Source organism: Pseudomonas sp. NFIX10 (genome assembly GCF_900111955.1).
Taxonomy (GTDB): domain Bacteria; phylum Pseudomonadota; class Gammaproteobacteria; order Pseudomonadales; family Pseudomonadaceae; genus Aquipseudomonas; species Aquipseudomonas fluorescens_AA.
Map to the genome: position 1 here is coordinate 1 of NZ_FOKH01000046.1, position 17,739 is coordinate 17,739.

The 17,739-nt window shown below is 63.1% G+C and carries 14 protein-coding genes and 1 pseudogene; 11 read left to right on the plus strand and 4 right to left on the minus strand.

Annotation, left to right across the window (positions count from 1 at the left end):
* Positions 1 to 284 (plus strand): annotated as a pseudogene (locus tag BM321_RS28115) (IS110 family transposase); the annotation flags it as partial.
* 158 nt (positions 285 to 442) lie between these two features.
* Here the strand turns inward: BM321_RS28115 and BM321_RS28125 are convergent.
* From BM321_RS28125 to BM321_RS28135, 3 genes are all read right to left on the minus strand, one after another.
* Positions 443 to 1,138, minus strand: a complete 696-nt coding sequence (locus BM321_RS28125; protein WP_092446226.1) for an SPOR domain-containing protein — start codon at positions 1,136 to 1,138, stop codon at positions 443 to 445.
* A 1-nt stretch (position 1,139) separates the two neighbouring features.
* A complete protein-coding gene (argS, locus tag BM321_RS28130; protein ID WP_092446228.1) occupies positions 1,140 to 2,876 on the minus strand; it encodes an arginine--tRNA ligase in 1,737 nt (578 codons plus the stop codon).
* 262 nt (positions 2,877 to 3,138) lie between these two features.
* Positions 3,139 to 5,358 carry a primosomal protein N' gene (locus tag BM321_RS28135; RefSeq protein WP_092446230.1) on the minus strand — a complete coding sequence of 740 codons (2,220 nt, stop codon included), beginning with the start codon at positions 5,356 to 5,358 and terminating at the stop codon, positions 3,139 to 3,141.
* A 289-nt stretch (positions 5,359 to 5,647) separates the two neighbouring features.
* Between BM321_RS28135 and rpmE the strand changes: the two genes are divergently transcribed.
* The 3 genes from rpmE (at position 5,648) to BM321_RS28150 (ending at position 8,151) form a co-directional block, all read left to right on the plus strand.
* Positions 5,648 to 5,872 carry a 50S ribosomal protein L31 gene (gene rpmE, locus BM321_RS28140; RefSeq protein WP_053117645.1) on the plus strand — a complete coding sequence of 75 codons (225 nt, stop codon included), beginning with the start codon at positions 5,648 to 5,650 and terminating at the stop codon, positions 5,870 to 5,872.
* A gap of 11 nt (positions 5,873 to 5,883) precedes the next feature.
* Positions 5,884 to 6,696 (plus strand): thermonuclease family protein, encoded by an 813-nt coding sequence (locus BM321_RS28145; protein WP_092446232.1) that lies wholly within the window; start codon positions 5,884 to 5,886, stop codon positions 6,694 to 6,696.
* Positions 6,697 to 6,882: 186 nt separating this feature from the next.
* Positions 6,883 to 8,151 (plus strand): malic enzyme-like NAD(P)-binding protein, encoded by a 1,269-nt coding sequence (locus BM321_RS28150; RefSeq protein ID WP_072407352.1) that lies wholly within the window; start codon positions 6,883 to 6,885, stop codon positions 8,149 to 8,151.
* 229 nt (positions 8,152 to 8,380) lie between these two features.
* On the opposite strand, the gene BM321_RS28155 is transcribed toward BM321_RS28150, so the two are convergent.
* Positions 8,381 to 10,825, minus strand: a complete 2,445-nt coding sequence (locus BM321_RS28155; protein ID WP_175534987.1) for a penicillin-binding protein 1A — start codon at positions 10,823 to 10,825, stop codon at positions 8,381 to 8,383.
* Positions 10,826 to 11,033: 208 nt separating this feature from the next.
* Here BM321_RS28155 and BM321_RS28160 point away from each other — a divergent pair, with 208 nt between their 5' ends.
* From BM321_RS28160 to aroB, 7 genes are all read left to right on the plus strand, one after another.
* Complete coding sequence (locus BM321_RS28160) at positions 11,034 to 12,098, plus strand: pilus assembly protein PilM (protein ID WP_092203334.1); 1,065 nt, start codon at positions 11,034 to 11,036, stop codon at positions 12,096 to 12,098.
* Positions 12,098 to 12,664 carry a PilN domain-containing protein gene (locus BM321_RS28165; RefSeq protein ID WP_092446237.1) on the plus strand — a complete coding sequence of 189 codons (567 nt, stop codon included), beginning with the start codon at positions 12,098 to 12,100 and terminating at the stop codon, positions 12,662 to 12,664. Before BM321_RS28160 ends, BM321_RS28165 begins: the two co-directional genes overlap by 1 nt.
* The gene (pilO, locus tag BM321_RS28170; RefSeq protein ID WP_092203338.1) at positions 12,661 to 13,284 is read left to right on the plus strand and encodes a type 4a pilus biogenesis protein PilO; all 624 of its coding nucleotides are present in this window, start codon (positions 12,661 to 12,663) and stop codon (positions 13,282 to 13,284) included. The genes BM321_RS28165 and pilO overlap by 4 nt, the downstream gene beginning before the upstream one ends.
* Positions 13,281 to 13,829 (plus strand): pilus assembly protein PilP, encoded by a 549-nt coding sequence (locus BM321_RS28175; protein WP_092328851.1) that lies wholly within the window; start codon positions 13,281 to 13,283, stop codon positions 13,827 to 13,829. Before pilO ends, BM321_RS28175 begins: the two co-directional genes overlap by 4 nt.
* Complete coding sequence (gene pilQ / locus BM321_RS28180) at positions 13,826 to 15,928, plus strand: type IV pilus secretin PilQ (RefSeq protein ID WP_092446239.1); 2,103 nt, start codon at positions 13,826 to 13,828, stop codon at positions 15,926 to 15,928. Before BM321_RS28175 ends, pilQ begins: the two co-directional genes overlap by 4 nt.
* A 4-nt stretch (positions 15,929 to 15,932) precedes the next feature.
* Positions 15,933 to 16,451, plus strand: a complete 519-nt coding sequence (gene aroK / locus BM321_RS28185) for a shikimate kinase AroK (RefSeq protein ID WP_060739556.1) — start codon at positions 15,933 to 15,935, stop codon at positions 16,449 to 16,451.
* 179 nt (positions 16,452 to 16,630) lie between these two features.
* Positions 16,631 to 17,731, plus strand: coding sequence for a 3-dehydroquinate synthase (aroB, locus tag BM321_RS28190; RefSeq protein ID WP_092446241.1), 1,101 nt, complete (start codon positions 16,631 to 16,633; stop codon positions 17,729 to 17,731).
* The last annotated feature ends 8 nt before the right edge of the window (positions 17,732 to 17,739 follow it).

The window sequence follows — 17,739 nt, forward strand, 5'->3', positions numbered from 1 at the left end:
ATCGAGCCGCCCAAGCCCTCAAGCAAGCGGCCTCAAACGCCCGGCAGGACAAAAGTTTTATTGGCGCCAGTCACCGTGCCCGCCTGACGCGGATGGACACCAGTTGTGCGATCAAGGCGACGGCTCATCAACTGGCGCGATTGATTTACGCCATGCTCACCAAAGGCCAGCCCTACGTTGAGAAAGGGGTAGAAGAGTTTGAGGAGAAAAGCCGGGGACGCCAATTGCGGGCTCTGGAGCGCAAGGCCCGCAAGTTGGGCATGCAATTAGTCAAAGCAGCATGATTTTTAGAAGCAAAAACAATGGGTTATTTTTTGTTTGATAAGAGCTTGCTCCCGCTGGACCGCGTAGCGGTCCCAGGCTTCTGGGAGCTGCTGCGCAGCCCAGCGGGAGCAAGCTCCCTCGCCACAAAAGCCATAGCCACAGGCGTTATCGGTGGAAATCAGCGGCTCTGGCGTTGTTGTAACAACAGGTTGCTAAAACCACTGCCGGCCAATTGTTTCTGGGCCTTGGTCAGCTCTTCGCGGTTGCTGAACGGGCCGACCAGGACCCGGTACCAGGTTTCGTCCTTCACGGTCCCGGACTCCACCGCCACGGACTGGCCCAGCAGAATGATCTGCGCGCGGACCTTGTCGGCGTCGGCTTCCTTGCGGAACGAACCGGCCTGCAGGAAGAACTTCGTCACCGGCGCGGCTTTCTGCACCGGAGGGGCGGGTGGCGGCGTGATGCCGGCCAGGGCCGCCTGGGCGCGAGCGGTGTCGATCTTCGCCGCTTCGGCCGGGGTCACCGGTGTGGTGGGCACTTGCGGCGTCGGCAGGGTTTTCTCCGGCACGGCATCGGGCGGCACGATGACTTCCGATTCCGGCAGCAACGTGTAGAAGTCGTACTTCGGCTTCACCGGTTGTGTCGGGCTCGGCGGGGTCTTGTTGGCCTCGGCGATGCGGGTGGCTTTCTGCTGCTCCTGCCGGACGCGCTTGACGTCATCGCCCTGGCCCGGCTCCAGCTTCATCAAGAACACAATGAACGCGCCGACGGTCAGGCCGATGGCCATCCACAACCAACCTGGAATCGGTTTTTTGGCTGGAGGCTGGTAACGACTGGCGCCGCGCTTGGGTGCAGGTTTTTTCTTGGCGGCCAACTTACATGCGCTCCAGGGTTTTCAGGCCCAGCAGTTCCAGGCCTTGCTTGAGCGTGCGCCCGGTCAGCGCGGCGAGGCGCAGGCGGCTCTGCATTTGCTCCGGGGTTTGCGCATTGAGGATCGGGCAGTTCTCGTAGAAGCTGGAGAACAGGCCGGCCACGTCGTACAGGTAGGCGCACAGGGTGTGCGGCGTGCCCTTGTCGGCGACGTTGTTCAGGACCTCGCCGAACTGCGCCAGCTTCGCCGCCAGCTCCTGTTCCTGAGGGGCCTCGAGCACAATCTGGCCGTCCACTTCGTTAAAGTCCTTGCCAAGCTTGCGGAACACCCCCGCCACGCGGGTGTAGGCGTACAGCAGGTACGGCGCGGTGTTGCCTTCGAAGTTGAGCATCAGGTCGAAGTTGAAGCTGTAGTCGCTGGTGCGGTGCTTGGACAGGTCGGCGTACTTCACCGCGTCGATGCCTACCACCTTGGCGATGTTGCGCAGTTCGTCCTCGGCCAGGTCCGGGTTCTTGCCCTTGACCAGGGTGTAGGCGCGGTCCTGGGCTTCGGTCAGCAGGTCGATCAGCTTCACCGTGCCGCCATCGCGGGTCTTGAACGGGCGGCCGTCGGCGCCGTTCATGGTGCCGAAGCCCATGTGTTCCATTTCCATCGGGCGGGTCACGAAGCCGGCCAGGCGCGCCACTTCGAACACTTGCTGGAAGTGCAGGGCCTGGCGCTGGTCGACGAAATACAGCACTCGATCGGCCTTGAGCACGCTGTTGCGGTAGCGCACGGCCGCCAGGTCGGTGGTGGCGTAGAGGTAGCCACCGTCGGCCTTGACGATGATCACCGGCAGCGGCTCGCCGTCGGCGGTCTTGAACTGGTCGAGGAACACGCACTGGGCGCCATTGCTTTCCACCAGCAGGCCCTTGGCCCTGAGGTCGTTGACCACGTTGGCCAGGTCGTCGTTGTAGGCGCTTTCGCCCATCACGTCGGCCATGGTCAATTTGACGTTCAGCAACTCGTAGATTTTCTGGCAGTGGGACAGGGAGATGTCCTTGAACTTGCTCCACAGCGCCAGGCACTCGGCGTCGCCGGCCTGCAGCTTGACCACCAGGCCACGGGCACGGTCGGCGAACTCGGGCGACTCGTCGAAGCGTTGCTTGGCGGCGCGGTAGAAGTTCTCCAGGTCTGCCAGCTCGTCGCTGGTAATCGGGTTTTCCTGCAGGTAGGCCATCAGCATGCCGAACTGGGTGCCCCAGTCGCCAACGTGGTTCTGGCGGATCACGGTGTCGCCAAGAAACTCCAGGACCCGGGCCACGCCGTCGCCGATGATGGTCGAGCGCAAATGGCCGACGTGCATTTCCTTGGCGAGGTTGGGGGCCGAGAGGTCGACCACGGTGCGCTGCAACGGGCCGGCCTTGCGCACGCCAATGCGTTCGTCGGCCAGGGCCGCATCCAGGCGCGAAGCCAGGGCCTGGGTGTTCTGGAAGAAATTGATGAACCCGGGGCCGGCGATGTCAGCCTTGCTGACGTTTTCGTCGGTCGGCAGCGCGGCGATGATTTTTTCCGCCAGATCGCGAGGTTTCATGCCGGCCGGCTTGGCGAGCATCATCGCGATGTTGCTGGCGAAGTCGCCGTGGGTCTTGTCGCGGGTGTTCTCGACCTGAATCGCCGGCGACAGGCCTTCTGGCAGCACACCTTCAGCGACGAGTTGGGCGATGGCTTGCTGGATGAGCTGGCGAATGGTGTCTTTCATGGTCTTCTCTTTCAACCGCAGGCGCGGCGGCGCTTCGATGCGCTGGTGGAAAAACTGGGCATTATCCGTGGCCCGGACGAGCTTGCCAACTGTAGCGGGTCGGTTGGGGATGTGTGGTGACTATTCTTGCTGGCTTGGATGTATGCGATCCCCTGTGGGAGCGAGCTCGCTCGCGATAGCGGTGGGGCAGTGACGGTGATGTCGGCTGTGCCGTCGCAATCGCGAGCAAGCTCGCTCCCACAGGGGCTGGCTTATGGTCCATTCAATACAAATCCACCGGATCCACATCCAGCGACCAGCGCACCGCGCGCCCACTCGGCATCTGCTCCAGCGCCAGCAGCCAGGCACTCAGCAGTCGATGCAGCGGCGCCCGGGCGTTGGCCTGCAATAAAAGCTGCGCGCGATAGCGCCCGGCCCGCCGTTCCATCGGAGCCGGGACCGGACCCAATAGTTCGATCCCAGTAAGGTTCTGCTGCGCCAGCAGGCGTTCTGCCTCGCTACAGGCCTCATCGAGGAAGCCTTCGGCCTGCCCCGGCTTGTGGGCTTCGGCCCGCAGCAGCGCCAGGTGGGAAAAGGGCGGCAGGCCGGCGCTGCGACGTTCGCTCAGGGCCTGTTCGGCGAAGGCGAAATAACCCTGCTCGGTCAGCTGGATCAACAGCGGGTGATCGGCCAGGTGCGTCTGGATAATCACTTTGCCCGGCTCCTCGGCCCGTCCGGCCCGACCTGCGACCTGGACGATCAACTGCGCCATGCGCTCGCTGGCGCGGAAGTCGCCGGAGAACAGCCCGCCATCGGCATCGAGGATCGACACCAGCGTGACCCGCGGGAAGTGATGCCCCTTGGCGAGCATCTGCGTGCCCACCAATATGCACGGCTGGCCCTTCTGGATCGTCGCGAACAGCTGGTTCATCGCGTCCTTGCGCGAGGTGCTGTCGCGATCCACCCGCAAGACCGGGTAGTCCGGAAACAGGATGCCCAGCCGTTCCTCGGCGCGCTCGGTGCCGGCGCCGACCGGGCGCAAGTCCACTTTGCCGCACTGCGGGCAATGCCTTGGCACGCGTTCGACGTGGCCGCAATGGTGGCACCGCAGCTCGCCATGGCGTTGATGCACGGTCATCCGCGCGTCGCAACGTTCGCAGCCAGACATCCAGCCGCAGTCGTGGCACAGCAGGGTCGGGGCAAAACCGCGGCGATTGAGGAACACCAGGACCTGTTGTCCGGCGGCCAGGGTCTGGCCGATGGCTTGCTGCATCGGCCCGGAAATACCGCTGTCCAGTGGACGACTTTTCACGTCCAGGCGCAGGAAACGCGGTTGCTTGGCGCCGCCGGCCCGTTCGTTGAGGCGCAGCAGGCCGTAGCGACCGGTGTAGGCGTTGTGCAGGCTTTCCAGCGAGGGCGTGGCCGAGCCGAGGACAATGGGGATGTTTTCCTGGCGGGCACGTACCAGCGCCAGGTCGCGGGCGTGATAGCGCAGGCCTTCCTGCTGTTTATAAGAGCCGTCGTGTTCTTCGTCGATGATGATCAGGCCGGGGTTTTTCATCGGCGTGAACAGGGCCGAGCGGGTGCCGATGATGATATCGGCCTCGCCGTCGCGGGCGGCGAGCCAGGCTTCCAGGCGTTCGCGGTCGTTGACTGCCGAGTGCACCAGGGCGATCCGCGCATTGAAGCGTTGCTCGAAACGCGCCAGGGTCTGGGGGCCGAGGTTGATTTCCGGAATCAGCACCAGGGCCTGCTTGCCGGCCTCCAGGGTCTGGCGGATCAGTTGCAGGTAGACCTCGGTCTTGCCGCTGCCGGTGACGCCCGCCAGCAAAAAGGCGTGGTAACTGTCGAAACCTGCGCGAATCGCTTCGCAAGCGGCGCGCTGTTCGGCGTTGAGCGGCAGTTCCGGCTGGGCCAGCCAATGTTCGTGGCGGGCGTCGGGGGCGTGCCGGCGGATCTCCACCTGGACCAGGTCCTTGGCCAGCAACAGGTCGAGGCTGTCCTTGCTGAGCATCAGTTTGCTCAGCAGTTGGTGGGCCACGCCATGGGGGTGTTGGGCGAGGGTGGCCAAGGCCTCGCGCTGGCGCGGCGCGCGGGCGATGCGCGGATCGTCCAGCGAGGCTCCAGGGGCCACCGACCAGAACCGCTCCTGGCGCGCCTCGGCCAGCTCACCCTGGCGCAGCAGCACCGGCAGCGCCCAGCTCAGGGTGTCGCCGAGGCTGTGCTGGTAATACTGGGACGTCCACAGGCATAACTTGAACAGCGAGGCGGGCAGCGGCGGCGTGGCATCGAGCAGGGCCAGGGCTGGTTTGAGCTTGTCGACCGGGACCTCGCTGTGATCGGTGACCTCCACCAGGATGCCGATCATTTCCCGCCGGCCGAACGGCACCCGCAGGCGCATGCCCGGCTGCAACTGGGCGCGCAGGACCCCGGCGGGGGCGCGGTAGTCGAACAGGCGGCGCAGGGGGGACGGCAGGGCGAGGCGCAGGATGGCGTTGGGCACGCGGGGAATCTCGGTAAGCGGACAAGTTCGCAAGGCTGAGCGCGATTCAATGTGGGAGCGAGCTTGCTCGCGAAAGCGGCGGCACAGCCAACATCACCGCAACGGACCCACCGCTATCGCGAGCAAGCTCGCTCCCACAGGGATTGTGCTTGAGGGCGCGAGCCTAGCAGACGGTTGGTATAAGCGACAGCTTGCGCGAATGACGATGTCTGGTAGAATCCGCGGCCTAATTACGTGCGGTATTCAACAATAGTGTTGGGTGGCGGCACGCTAGCCTGAGGAAAACAGCATGAAAACCGATATCCATCCGGAATACCCAGAAATTGCCGTAACCTGCAGCTGCGGCAACAAGTTCGAAACGCGTTCGACCTACGGCAAAGCCCTGGCGATCGACGTTTGCAACGAATGCCACCCGTTCTACACCGGTAAGCAAAAGACTCTGGATACCGGCGGCCGCGTTCAGAAGTTCGCCGATCGTTTCGGTGCTTTCGGCAAAGTTACTCCAAAAGCCTGAGGCTGATCATTTTGGATGGTCGTTACGACTGCTCCAGATTGATAAAGAAGGCGTCCCTTGCGGGCGCCTTTTTTGTGTCTGCGATTTGGCTCGGTGGCGCCCAGGGGGCCTGTCCTTCACCGGGCAGCCTGCCCCAGGTGGCGGTGCAGCGCGTGGTGGACGGCGACACCTTGTACCTGGAGGATGGTCGCCGCATTCGGATGATCGGTCTCAACAGCCCCGAGCTGGGCAAGCGCGGCCGTGCCGACGAACCCTTCGCCGTGGCGGCGCGCCAGCGGCTCGAAGCCCTGGTGGCCGCCAACGATGGCCGGGTGGGCGTATTGCCTGGCAAGGACGACCGCGATGATTACGGTCGTACCCTGGCCCACGTCTACAACGCCCGGGGCGAGAACCTCGAAGAGCGTTTGATTGCCGAGGGGCTGGGGTTTCTGGTGGCGGTCGCGCCGAACGTCGACCTGGTCAGTTGCCAACAAGTGGCTGAGCGTCATGCGCGGCAAGCCGGGGCAGGCCTCTGGAAGAAATCCCCTGTCGTCCGGGCGGAACAGATCGATGCCCCGGGGTTCGTGCTGATGAGCGGGCGGGTAGAAAGCGTGCGGCGCAATCGCGGTGGCATCTGGATTGAATTGCAGGGGCCGGTTGTCCTGCACATTGCGCCAGGATTGCAGAGGCGCTTCGACGCCTCGGCCCTGGAACGGCTCAAGGGGCGGAAAGTCGAGGCCCGGGGCTGGGTCGTCGACCGCGCCCGGCGTGGCGGGAACAAGGCTGGCCAGGCGCGATGGATGCTGCCGCTGACCGATCCGGCCATGTTGGAAGCGGTCCTGTAGGAAAATAATTGTAGACATTATTCGGTCGGATTGTATGCATGTAGCCCTTGTGTTCCGCGGCTCTTGGTCCAAAGTCGTAGAGTAGGGCGCTTGACAGTGGTGACTGGTCAGTCTTGTAGGGACTTTGCGAGGCGCGTATCCTCGGCGGTCCGTCTGTCCAACACAGTAAAAAAGCGGAATGCCCACATGTCTGATCTGAAAACTGCCGCTCTCGAATATCACGCGCATCCTCGTCCAGGAAAGCTGAGTGTCGAGCTCACCAAGGCCACCGCTACTGCTCGCGACTTGTCGCTGGCCTACAGCCCCGGCGTAGCCGAACCAGTCCGCGAAATCGCTCGCGACCCTGAACTGGCCTACAAATACACCGGTAAAGGCAACCTGGTTGCAGTCATTTCCGATGGCACCGCGATTCTCGGCCTGGGTAACCTCGGCCCATTGGCTTCCAAGCCCGTCATGGAAGGCAAGGGCGTACTGTTCAAGCGCTTCGCCGGTATCGACGTATTCGACATCGAAGTCGATTCCGAGAGCCCGCAAGCCTTCATCGACACCGTCAAGCGCATCTCCATCACCTTCGGTGGCATCAACCTGGAAGACATCAAGGCACCTGAGTGCTTCGAGATCGAGCGCGCCCTGATCGAACAGTGCGACATCCCGGTGTTCCACGATGACCAGCACGGCACCGCCATCGTCACCGCGGCCGGCATGATCAACGCCCTGGAAATCGCCGGCAAGACCCTGCCGGAAGCCAAGATCGTCTGCCTGGGTGCCGGCGCCGCGGCCATCTCCTGCATGAAGTTGCTGGTGAGCATGGGCGCCAAGATCGAAAACATCTTCATGGTCGACCGTACCGGCGTGATCCACTCCGGCCGTGACGACCTGAACCAGTACAAGGCTGTCTTCGCCCACGCGACCGACAAGCGTTCCCTGGCGGACGCGCTGGACGGTGCCGACGTGTTCGTCGGCCTGTCGGGTCCGAACCTGCTGAGCCCGGAAAACCTGTTGCGCATGGCGCCGAACCCGATCGTGTTCGCCTGCTCGAACCCGGACCCGGAAATCTCCCCGGAACTGGCTCACGCGACTCGCAGCGACGTGATCATGGCCACCGGCCGTTCGGACTACCCGAACCAGGTCAACAACGTACTGGGCTTCCCGTTCATCTTCCGCGGTGCCCTGGACGTTCGCGCCAAGCGCATCAACGAAGAGATGAAAGTCGCGGCCGCCAACGCCCTGCGCGAACTGGCCAAGCTGCCGGTGCCTCAGGAAGTGTGCGACGCCTACGGCGGCATCAAGCTGGAATTCGGTCGTGAGTACATCATCCCGAAACCCATGGACGCCCGCCTGATCACCCTGATCTCCGACGCCGTGGCCAAGGCCGCCATCGAGACGGGCGTGGCCACCCTGCCGTACCCGAAGAACTACCCGCTCAAGAGCGTGGATGACGTGTTCAACGGCTAAGTCGTTGTAGCGCTTCAACAAAAAGCCCCGGCTCCTGAGAGTCGGGGCTTTTTGTTGGCCGCCACAGCCCCTGTGGGAGCGAGCTTGCTCGCGATGACGGTCTGGCATTCAACATCGATGCAAGCTGATCCGACGCTATCGCGAGCAAGCTCGCTCCCACAGGTAGTGGTGTCATTGAGAACAAAAGCCCCGCACTTCTTTCGAAGGCGGGGCTTTTGGATGAGACCGGTCAGAACAGATCGATCGGTGCCGCTTCGTCCGCTGGCAGCGGGCTGCCTGGTGCGACACCGTTGCCCAGTTCGTTGACCGACGGTGGCGTGTCTTCGCTCTTGAACAGCTCGAAGTACGCACCCGGGGTGCCCGGCGTGGCCGCGCGGCCGCTGACCGGGTCGACCCGCAGGCTGAGGATGCCTTCCGGTTCCGGCTGGGTGTGCGGCGGCTTGTCCTTGAGGGCGGCGCCCATGTAGGTCATCCAGATCGGCAGCGCCACGGTACCACCGAACTCACGGCGACCCAGGCTTTCGGGCTGGTCGAAACCGGTCCAGACCGTGGTCACGTAATCGGCGTTATAGCCGGAGAACCAGGCGTCCTTGGATTCGTTGGTGGTACCGGTCTTGCCCGCCAGGTCGGTACGGCCCAGGGCCAGGGCGCGACGGCCGGTGCCGAGCTTGATCACGTCCTGCAGCATGCTATTGAGGATGAAGGTGGTGCGGCCATCGACAATGCGTTCCGCGACGGCGGGGGCTTGTGGCAGGCCGGGGGCCGTGGTGGCTTCGCCTGGCGTCGCATTGACCGTGAACGTGTCGGTGGACTGTGCGGCGACGCCATCGCTGGCCTGCTCGCCCGTGGGGACCCGTGGCGGGTTGGCAACGAACAATGTCTCGCCGTTGCGGCTTTCGATCTTGTCGATGATGTACGGGGTGATCTTGTAGCCGCCGTTGGCGAACGTGCTCCAGCCCGTGGCGATTTCCATCGGCGTCAGGGTCGCGGTACCCAAGGCCAGGGACAGGTTGCGCGGCAGGTCCTGCTTGTTGAAGCCGAACTTGCTGATGTAGTCGATGGTGCGATCCACGCCCAGCGCCTGCAACAGGCGGATCGATACCAGGTTGCGGGATTTGTACAGTGCCTCGCGCAGGCGAATCGGGCCGAGGAACGTATTGGTGTCGTTCTTCGGCCGCCAGACCTTGTCCAGGTACTCATCGACGAACACGATCGGCGCATCGTTCACCAGGCTGGCGGCGGTGTAGCCGTTATCCAGGGCGGCGCTGTAGATGAACGGCTTGAAGCTCGAGCCTGGCTGGCGCTTGGCCTGCAGTGCACGGTTGTAATTGCTTTGCTCGAAGGCGAAGCCACCCACTAGCGAGCGGATGGCGCCGTCCTGCGGGTCGAGGGACACCAGGGCGCCTTGGGCCGCCGGGATCTGGCTGAACTTGAGCGTGTTGTCCGCCTGGCGCTGGACGCGGATCAGGTCACCGACCTGGGCAACGTCCGACGGCTGCCGTGGGTTGGCGCCCATGCTGTTGGTATTGAGGAACGGACGGGCCCATTTCATGGTGTCCCAGGCCACGTGTTCTTCCTGCTCGCCGTTGCGGGTCAACACCTTGATGCCATCCTTGTCCACCGAGGTGACGATCGCCGGCTCCAGGCTGCTGATGGTGCGCTGCTTGGTCAGCTCCAGGGCCCAGGCTTCCTTGGTCTTGCCCGGCAGGCGCGATTCAGGGCCACGGTAGCCGTGGCGCTGGTCGTAGGTCATCAGGCCCTCGTGCAGCGCGGTGTTGGCCATTTCCTGCAGGTTGCTCGGCACCGTGGTGGTGACGCGGAAACCTTCGGTGTAGGCGTCGCTGCCATAGCGCCCGACCATCTCGGCACGGGCCATCTCGGCGATGTACGGGGCGTTCACTTCCGGGGTTGGCACGTGGTAGCTGGCGTTCAGCGGCTCATTGATCGCGGCGGTGTAGTCGGCCTCGCTGATCTTGCCGAGCTTGTACATGCGCCCCAGGATCCAGTCGCGACGCTCCTTGCTGCGCGCCGGGTTGGCGAGCGGGTTGAAGCGCGACGGTGCCTTGGGCAGGCCGGCGATCATCGCCATCTGCGCCAGGCTCACGTCGCGGATCGACTTGCCGTAATACACCTGTGCCGCCGCCTCGATGCCGTAGGCGCGGTTGCCCAGGTAAATCTTGTTCACGTACAGCTCGAGGATTTCATCCTTGGTCAGCTGCCGCTCGATCTGCAGGGCCAGGAGGATCTCGGTGGTCTTGCGCGAGAAGCTGCGCTCGCTGGTCAGGAAAAAGTTCTTGGCCACCTGCATGGTGATGGTGCTGCCGCCGGACTGGATGTGCCCGCTCTTGACCAACTGGCTGGCGGCGCGCATCAGGCTGCCGGGATCGACGCCATAGTGGTTGGCGAAGTTATCGTCTTCAGCACTTAGTAACGCATTGATGAAATTGGGGGGAATGTCGGCGAAACGGATCGGTGTGCGGCGCATTTCGCCAAATTCGGCGATCAGCTTGTTATCGCTGCTGTACACCCGCAAAGGAATCTGCAACTGAATACTTCTCAGCGCCTCCACGGACGGCAATCCCGGACTAAGGTAAAGAAAGGCACCGCTCAGGCCCAAGAGCAGTCCGCAGAAAACGGCGACGATGGACCATCCGAAAAATTTCAGCAGACGAATCAAGGCTTTTGGATATCCAGGCAAAGAATGAAAAAGGCGCCAGGTGCAGGGAAGGATCCGTGCTTGCAACAAAGCGAAAAAAAACGCTGGGCATTATAAGCATTTTTTTTCGTCGGGAATGCCATCCGGACGTCCGTCGGACGGCCGTGATTGAACGCAATGCATATTAGAGAGTCCGTAACTCACGGATAGTCATAGGGAATTGGTAGTGCTACGACTCTTCAATAAAAAAGCCCATGCGCTTCTGGGGATCGACATCAGTTCGACGTCGGTGAAGCTGCTCGAGTTGAGTCGCCAGGGCGAGCGATACCGCGTCGAGTCCTACGCGGTCGAACCGTTGCCGGCCAACGCCGTGATCGAGAAGAACATCGCCGAGCTCGAAGGGGTGGGCCAGGCGTTGTCGCGGCTGTTGGCTAAGGCCAGGACGCCCTTGCGCAGCGTGGCGGTGGCCGTGGCGGGTTCGGCGGTGATCACCAAGATCATCGAGATGGACGCCGGCCTGTCCGACGATGACATGGAGAACCAGCTCAAGATCGAAGCCGATCAGTACATTCCCTATCCCCTGGATGAGGTGGCCATCGATTTCGAGGTGGTGGGCGTTTCGCCGCGCAGCGCCGAGCGCGTCGAAGTGTTGCTGGCGGCCTGTCGCAAGGAAAACGTCGAGGTTCGCGAGGCCGCGTTGGCGCTCGCCGGGCTGACGGCCCGGGTGGTCGATGTGGAGGCTTATGCGCTGGAGCGGGCGTTTGGCCTGCTCGCCACGCAATTGGCCGCGTCCCAGGAACGGCTGACGGTGGCGGTCATCGACATCGGCGCCACCATGACCACCCTCAGCGTGTTGCACAACGGGCGCATCATCTATACCCGCGAACAGTTGTTCGGCGGTCGCCAGTTGACCGAGGAGATCCAGCGCCGCTACGGCCTGACACCCGAGCAGGCCGGCCTGGCAAAGAAGCAGGGTGGGTTGCCGGACGATTATCTCAGCGAGGTGCTGCAACCTTTCCGCGAGGCCCTGGTGCAGCAGGTCTCGCGGTCCCTGCAATTCTTCTTCGCCTCGGGCCAGTACAGCGCGGTGGACCACATCCTGCTGGCCGGGGGCACGGCTTCGGTCGCTGGCCTGGATCGGCTGATCGAGCAGCGCCTGGGCACGCCGACCCAGGTGGCCAACCCGTTTACCAACATGGCCCTGAGCAGCAAGGTCAATGCCGGTGCCCTGGCCAGTGATGCACCGGCCCTGATGATTGCCTGTGGGCTGGCCCTCAGGAGTTTTGACTGATGGCGCGGATCAACCTGCTTCCCTGGCGCGAAGAGCTGCGCGAAGAGCGGCGCAAGCGCTTTCTGCTGGCCTTGGTGGCGGCGCTGATCGGGGCGGTCGGCGTGGTCCTGGTCGCCGTCCGCTACATCGACAGCGCCATCGATCACCAGGTCGCCCGCAATAGTCACCTCTCCGAGCAGATCGCCGTGCTGGACGAGCGCATCAAGCAGATCAGCGAATTGAAAGCCCGTCGCCAGCAATTGCTGGAGCGCATGCGCATCATCCAGAACTTGCAAGGGAATCGACCGGTCAGCGGGCGTATCTTCGACCAGTTGGTGAGGACTTTGCCGGACGGGGTGTACTTCACCGAAGTGAAGATGGAGGACCGGACGCTTTTCATCAAAGGGGCCGCGGAATCGAACAACCGGGTCTCGGACCTGATGCGCAACCTGGACTCGTCGGACCTGTTCGATGCGCCCAGCCTGACGGAGGTCAAGGCCACGACCGCCGGTCAGCTCGACCAGGCCAACGTTTTCCAACTGACGGTTCGCCAGACCCGGCCGGCCGATGAGGGGGACGCCCAATGAGGCCGGGGGAATGGCTCGACGCGCTGCGCAAGATCGACGTCAGTGACCTGGACACCAACAACATCGGTTCCTGGCCAGCGCCCATCAAGTGGCTGGCGGGCATCCTGCTGGTGGCCCTGGTGCTGGGGCTGGGCTATAACTTTGCCTTGAGTGACCTGGAAAACCAGTTGCAGCAGGTGCGCGAGGAAGAAAATACCCTCAAGGCACAATTCGCGGGCAAGGCCCACATGGCCGCGAACCTGGAACGCTACACCGAGCAGATGAAGCAGATGGAAACGTCTTTCGGTGTACTGTTGCGGCAATTGCCCAGTGACACCGAGGTGCCGGGCCTGCTGGAAGACATTACCCGCACCGGCCTGGGCAGTGGCCTGGAGTTCGAGGAAATCAAGCTGCTGCCGGAAGTCACCCAACCGTTCTACATCGAGCTGCCGATCCAGATCACCGTGACTGGCGGCTACCACGACCTGGCGACATTCGTCAGTGGCGTGGCCGGACTGCCCCGGATCGTCACGCTGCACGATTTCGAAATCGCCCCGATGGAGCCCGAGGCCGGCACGAAGCTGCGCATGAGCATCCAGGCCAAGACCTACCGCTACAATGAGCAGGAGGCGCAGCCATGAGGCCGCTGGTGTGTCGCCTCTGCCTGCTGGCGGGCCTGGTCGCGCTGGCGGGTTGCAACGACGACAACGGTTTCAGCGACCTGGACGCCTACATGAACGAAGTGCGCCTGCGTCCGCCCGGCAAGATCGAGCCGACGCCGACGTTCAGGCCCTACGAGACCTTTACCTACAGCGCCGCGAACCTGCGCAGCCCGTTTTCCCGGCAAGTCCGCGTGGACCAGGCCGACCGCCAGCGCGGCTCGCGCAACGTCCGGCCCGACCCCAACCGGGTCAAGCAATACCTGGAAGGCTTCAACATCGAGCAGTTTGAAATGGTCGGTACGATCTCCAACGCCAGTGGCTCCTTCGCGCTCCTGCGGGGCGCGGGCGGGGTGCATCGGCTCAAGGTCGGTGACTACCTGGGGCGCAACGACGGGCGAATCTTCGCCATCAGCGCCACCCAGGTCGATGTGATCGAAATCGTTCCCGATGGCGAGGGTGCCTGGCTGGAACGACCTCGGACCATTCCTTTGAAAGAGCACTCAATAGTGGAACCCCAACAATGAACAGGTTTTTGTCAGCCTTCGGTATTTCGCTATGGATAGCGCTGCTGTCGCCGATGGTTCACGCGGCCAGTCTGAAGACACTGGATGTCGCGGCGTTGCCGGGCGACCGCGTCGAGTTGAAGCTCACCTTCGACGGGCCGCCGCCGCCCCCCCGGGGCTACACCACCGAACAACCGGCCCGGATTGCCCTGGACCTGCCAGGCGTGACCAATCAACTGGCCAGCAAGCACCGCGACCTGGGCGGGGGCAATGCGCGCAGCGCCACCGTGGTCGAGGCAGGCGATCGCACCCGGTTGATCATCGGCCTGACCCAGCTGGCGCCGTACGACACCCGGGTCGAAGGCAATAGCCTGTTCGTGGTGGTTGGCAAGGGCGCCGCGGCGAAGAACACTGCGGCGAAGAGTAATGTTCCGAAGAACGCCGCCCAGGCCCCGCGCCCGGCGCTGGCCAGCGCTGCGCCCGCGAGGGCCGGTGCGCCGGTGGGCAAGGCGATTCGTGGGGTGGATTTCCAGCGGGGGACCCAGGGCGAAGGCAACGTGGTGGTCGATTTGTCCGATCCTTCCATCGCCCCGGACATCCAGGAACGCGAAGGCAAGATCATCCTCAATTTCGCCAGGACCCAATTGCCCGAACCATTGCGGGTGCGCCTGGACGTCAAGGACTTCGCCACCCCGGTGCAATTCGTCAATGCCAGCGCCGGCAGCGACCGGGCGACCATCAGCATCGAGCCCAGTGGCACCTTCGACTACTCGACCTACCAGACCGACAACAAGCTCACTGTCAGCGTCCGGCCCATGACCGTCGACGACCTGCAAAAACGCAATGCCGACCGCGCGGCCTACAGCGGCGAGAAGCTCTCGCTCAACTTCCAGGACATCGAAGTGCGTTCGGTCCTGCAACTGATTGCCGATTTCACCAACCTGAACCTGGTGGCCAGCGACACGGTGCAGGGCGGCATCACCCTGCGCTTGCAGAATGTGCCTTGGGACCAGGCGCTGGACCTGGTGCTCAAGACCAAGGGCCTGGACAAGCGCAAGGTCGGTAACGTGCTGCTGGTGGCCCCGGCCGATGAAATCGCGGCGCGCGAACGCCAGGAACTGGAGTCGCAGAAGCAGATCGCCGACCTGGCGCCGTTGCGGCGTGAGCTGCTGCAGGTCAACTATGCGAAGGCGGCGGACATCGCCAAACTGTTCCAGTCGGTGACCAGTGCCGAGGCGAAAGCCGACGAGCGCGGCACGATCACGGTGGATGAGCGAACCAACAACATCATTGCCTACCAGACCCAGGACCGGCTCGACGAATTGCGCCGGATCGTGGCGCAGCTGGATATTCCGGTACGCCAGGTGATGATCGAGGCGCGGATTGTCGAGGCCAACGTCGACTACGACAAAAGCCTGGGCGTGCGCTGGGGAGGGTCGATCCAGAACAAGGGCAACTGGAACTCCTCGGGGGTGACCACTGGCACCTCCACCACCATCGGCACGCCGGGCAGTACCGGCACCAACCAGCCGTTCGTCGACCTGGGCGCCTCGGGCAATACGTCGGGGATCGGCATTGCGTTCATCACCGACAACGTCTTGCTGGACCTCGAGCTGACGGCCATGGAGAAGACCGGCAACGGCGAAATCGTCTCCCAGCCCAAGGTGGTGACGTCCGACAAGGAGACGGCAAAGATCCTCAAGGGCACGGAGATCCCCTATCAGGAAGCCAGCTCCAGCGGCGCCACCTCGGTGTCGTTCAAGGAGGCCTCGCTGTCGCTGGAGGTGACCCCGCAGATCACCCCGGACAACCGCATCATCATGGAGGTCAAGGTCACCAAGGATGAGCCGGACTACCTGAACAAGGTGCAGGATGTACCGCCGATCAAGAAAAACGAAGTCAACGCCAAGGTCCTGGTCAATGATGGCGAGACCATTGTGATTGGCGGAGTTTTCTCAAATACTCAGAGCAAGGTCGTAGATAAGGTGCCATTTCTTGGCGATGTGCCGTATCTTGGCCGCCTTTTCCGGCGTGATGTGGTTTCGGAGAAAAAATCCGAGCTGCTGGTGTTCCTCACTCCGCGTATCATGAATAACCAGGCGATTGCTGTGAGTCGTTGATTCTGTGCGAAATTTGATTCTTGTTGGGCCGATGGGCGCTGGAAAAAGCACCATCGGCCGTTTGCTGGCCAAAGAGCTGCGCCTGCCGTTCAAAGATTCCGACAAGGAAATTGAATTGCGCACGGGTGCCAATATCCCATGGATCTTCGACAAGGAAGGCGAGCCGGGCTTTCGTGACCGTGAGCAGGCGATGATCGCCGAGCTGTGCGCGTTCGAGGGCGTGGTGTTGGCCACCGGCGGCGGCGCGGTGATGCGCGAAGCCAATCGTCGGGCGCTGCATGCCGGCGGACGAGTGGTCTATCTGCACGCCTCTGTCGAGCAGCAGGTCGGCCGCACCGCCCGGGATCGCAACCGGCCGCTGTTGCGCACCGCCGACCCCGCCAAGACCCTGCGGGATCTGCTGGAACTGCGTGATCCGCTGTATCGGGAGATCGCCGACCTGGTGGTGGAAACCGACGAGCGGCCGCCGCGGATGGTGGTGCTGGACATTCTCGATCGCCTGCAGCAACTGCCGCCCCGTTAATGCGCCTGGCGAAATGCGCTATCCTCGACGTCCCGTCATGGCCCGCCTGGGGAGTGGCGGATGGCCATCCCATGGTGTCATGGCAAGCACCGGGAATTGTGGCGAGGGGATTTATCCCCGTTGGGCACTTTCGTTAATTGCAGGCAGGACGCCTGATTCCATCTTCACCGTGGGGACACATGCAGACACTTAAGGTCGACCTGGGCGAGCGCAGCTACCCGATTCATATTGGCGAAGGCTTGCTGGACCAGCCCGAACTGCTGGCGCCGCACATCGCCGGGCGGCAAGTGGCGATCATTTCCAATGAAACCGTCGCGCCTCTGTATCTGGAACGTCTGACCCGCAGCCTGTCGGCTTTCTCGGTCATTTCCGTGGTGTTGCCCGACGGCGAAGCCTTCAAGAACTGGGAAACCCTGCAACTCATTTTCGACGGCCTGCTGACCGCCCGGCATGATCGCCGCACCACGGTGGTTGCCCTGGGCGGTGGCGTGATCGGCGACATGGCCGGTTTTGCCGCCGCTTGTTATCAGCGTGGCGTCGACTTCATCCAGATCCCCACCACGCTGTTGTCGCAGGTCGACTCGTCGGTGGGCGGCAAGACCGGGATCAACCATCCGCTGGGCAAGAACATGGTCGGTGCGTTCTATCAGCCCAACGTCGTGCTGATCGACACCGCCACCCTCAATACCCTGCCGGTCCGCGAACTGTCCGCGGGGCTGGCGGAAGTCATCAAGTACGGGCTGATCTGCGACGAACCGTTCCTGGGCTGGCTCGAAGAGAACGTCGACCGCCTGCGTGCGCTGGATCAAGCGGCCCTGACCTACGCCATCGAGCGCTCCTGCGCCGCCAAGGCCGCCGTGGTCGGTGCCGATGAACGTGAGTCGGGGGTACGCGCCACGCTCAACCTGGGCCACACCTTCGGCCATGCCATCGAAACTCACATGGGCTATGGTGTCTGGCTGCACGGTGAAGCGGTTGCGGCCGGTACGGTCATGGCCCTGGAGATGTCCGCGCGCCTGGGCTGGATCAGCGAACAGGAGCGCGATCGCGGTATTCGTCTGTTCCAGCGCGCCGGGCTGCCGGTGGTCCCGCCCGAGGAAATGAGCGAGGCGGATTTTCTTGAACACATGGCAATCGACAAAAAAGTGATCGACGGTCGTCTGCGCCTGGTGCTGCTGCGCCACATGGGCGAAGCGGTGGTGACCGACGATTATCCGAAAGAAGTTCTACAGGCCACGCTGGGGGCGGACTACCGCGCCCTGGCTCAGCTTAAAGGTTAATAAGATTC

Coding starts and splice junctions, on each gene's coding strand:
- BM321_RS28150 (WP_072407352.1), top strand. CDS start 6,883: ATGTCTGATCTGAAAACTGCCGCTCTCGAATATCACGCGCATCCTCGT.
- BM321_RS28165 (WP_092446237.1), top strand. CDS start 12,098: ATGGCGCGGATCAACCTGCTTCCCTGGCGCGAAGAGCTGCGCGAAGAG.
- rpmE (WP_053117645.1), top strand. CDS start 5,648: ATGAAAACCGATATCCATCCGGAATACCCAGAAATTGCCGTAACCTGC.
- aroB (WP_092446241.1), top strand. CDS start 16,631: ATGCAGACACTTAAGGTCGACCTGGGCGAGCGCAGCTACCCGATTCAT.
- pilQ (WP_092446239.1), top strand. CDS start 13,826: ATGAACAGGTTTTTGTCAGCCTTCGGTATTTCGCTATGGATAGCGCTG.
- argS (WP_092446228.1), bottom strand. CDS start 2,876: ATGAAAGACACCATTCGCCAGCTCATCCAGCAAGCCATCGCCCAACTC.
- BM321_RS28175 (WP_092328851.1), top strand. CDS start 13,281: ATGAGGCCGCTGGTGTGTCGCCTCTGCCTGCTGGCGGGCCTGGTCGCG.
- pilO (WP_092203338.1), top strand. CDS start 12,661: ATGAGGCCGGGGGAATGGCTCGACGCGCTGCGCAAGATCGACGTCAGT.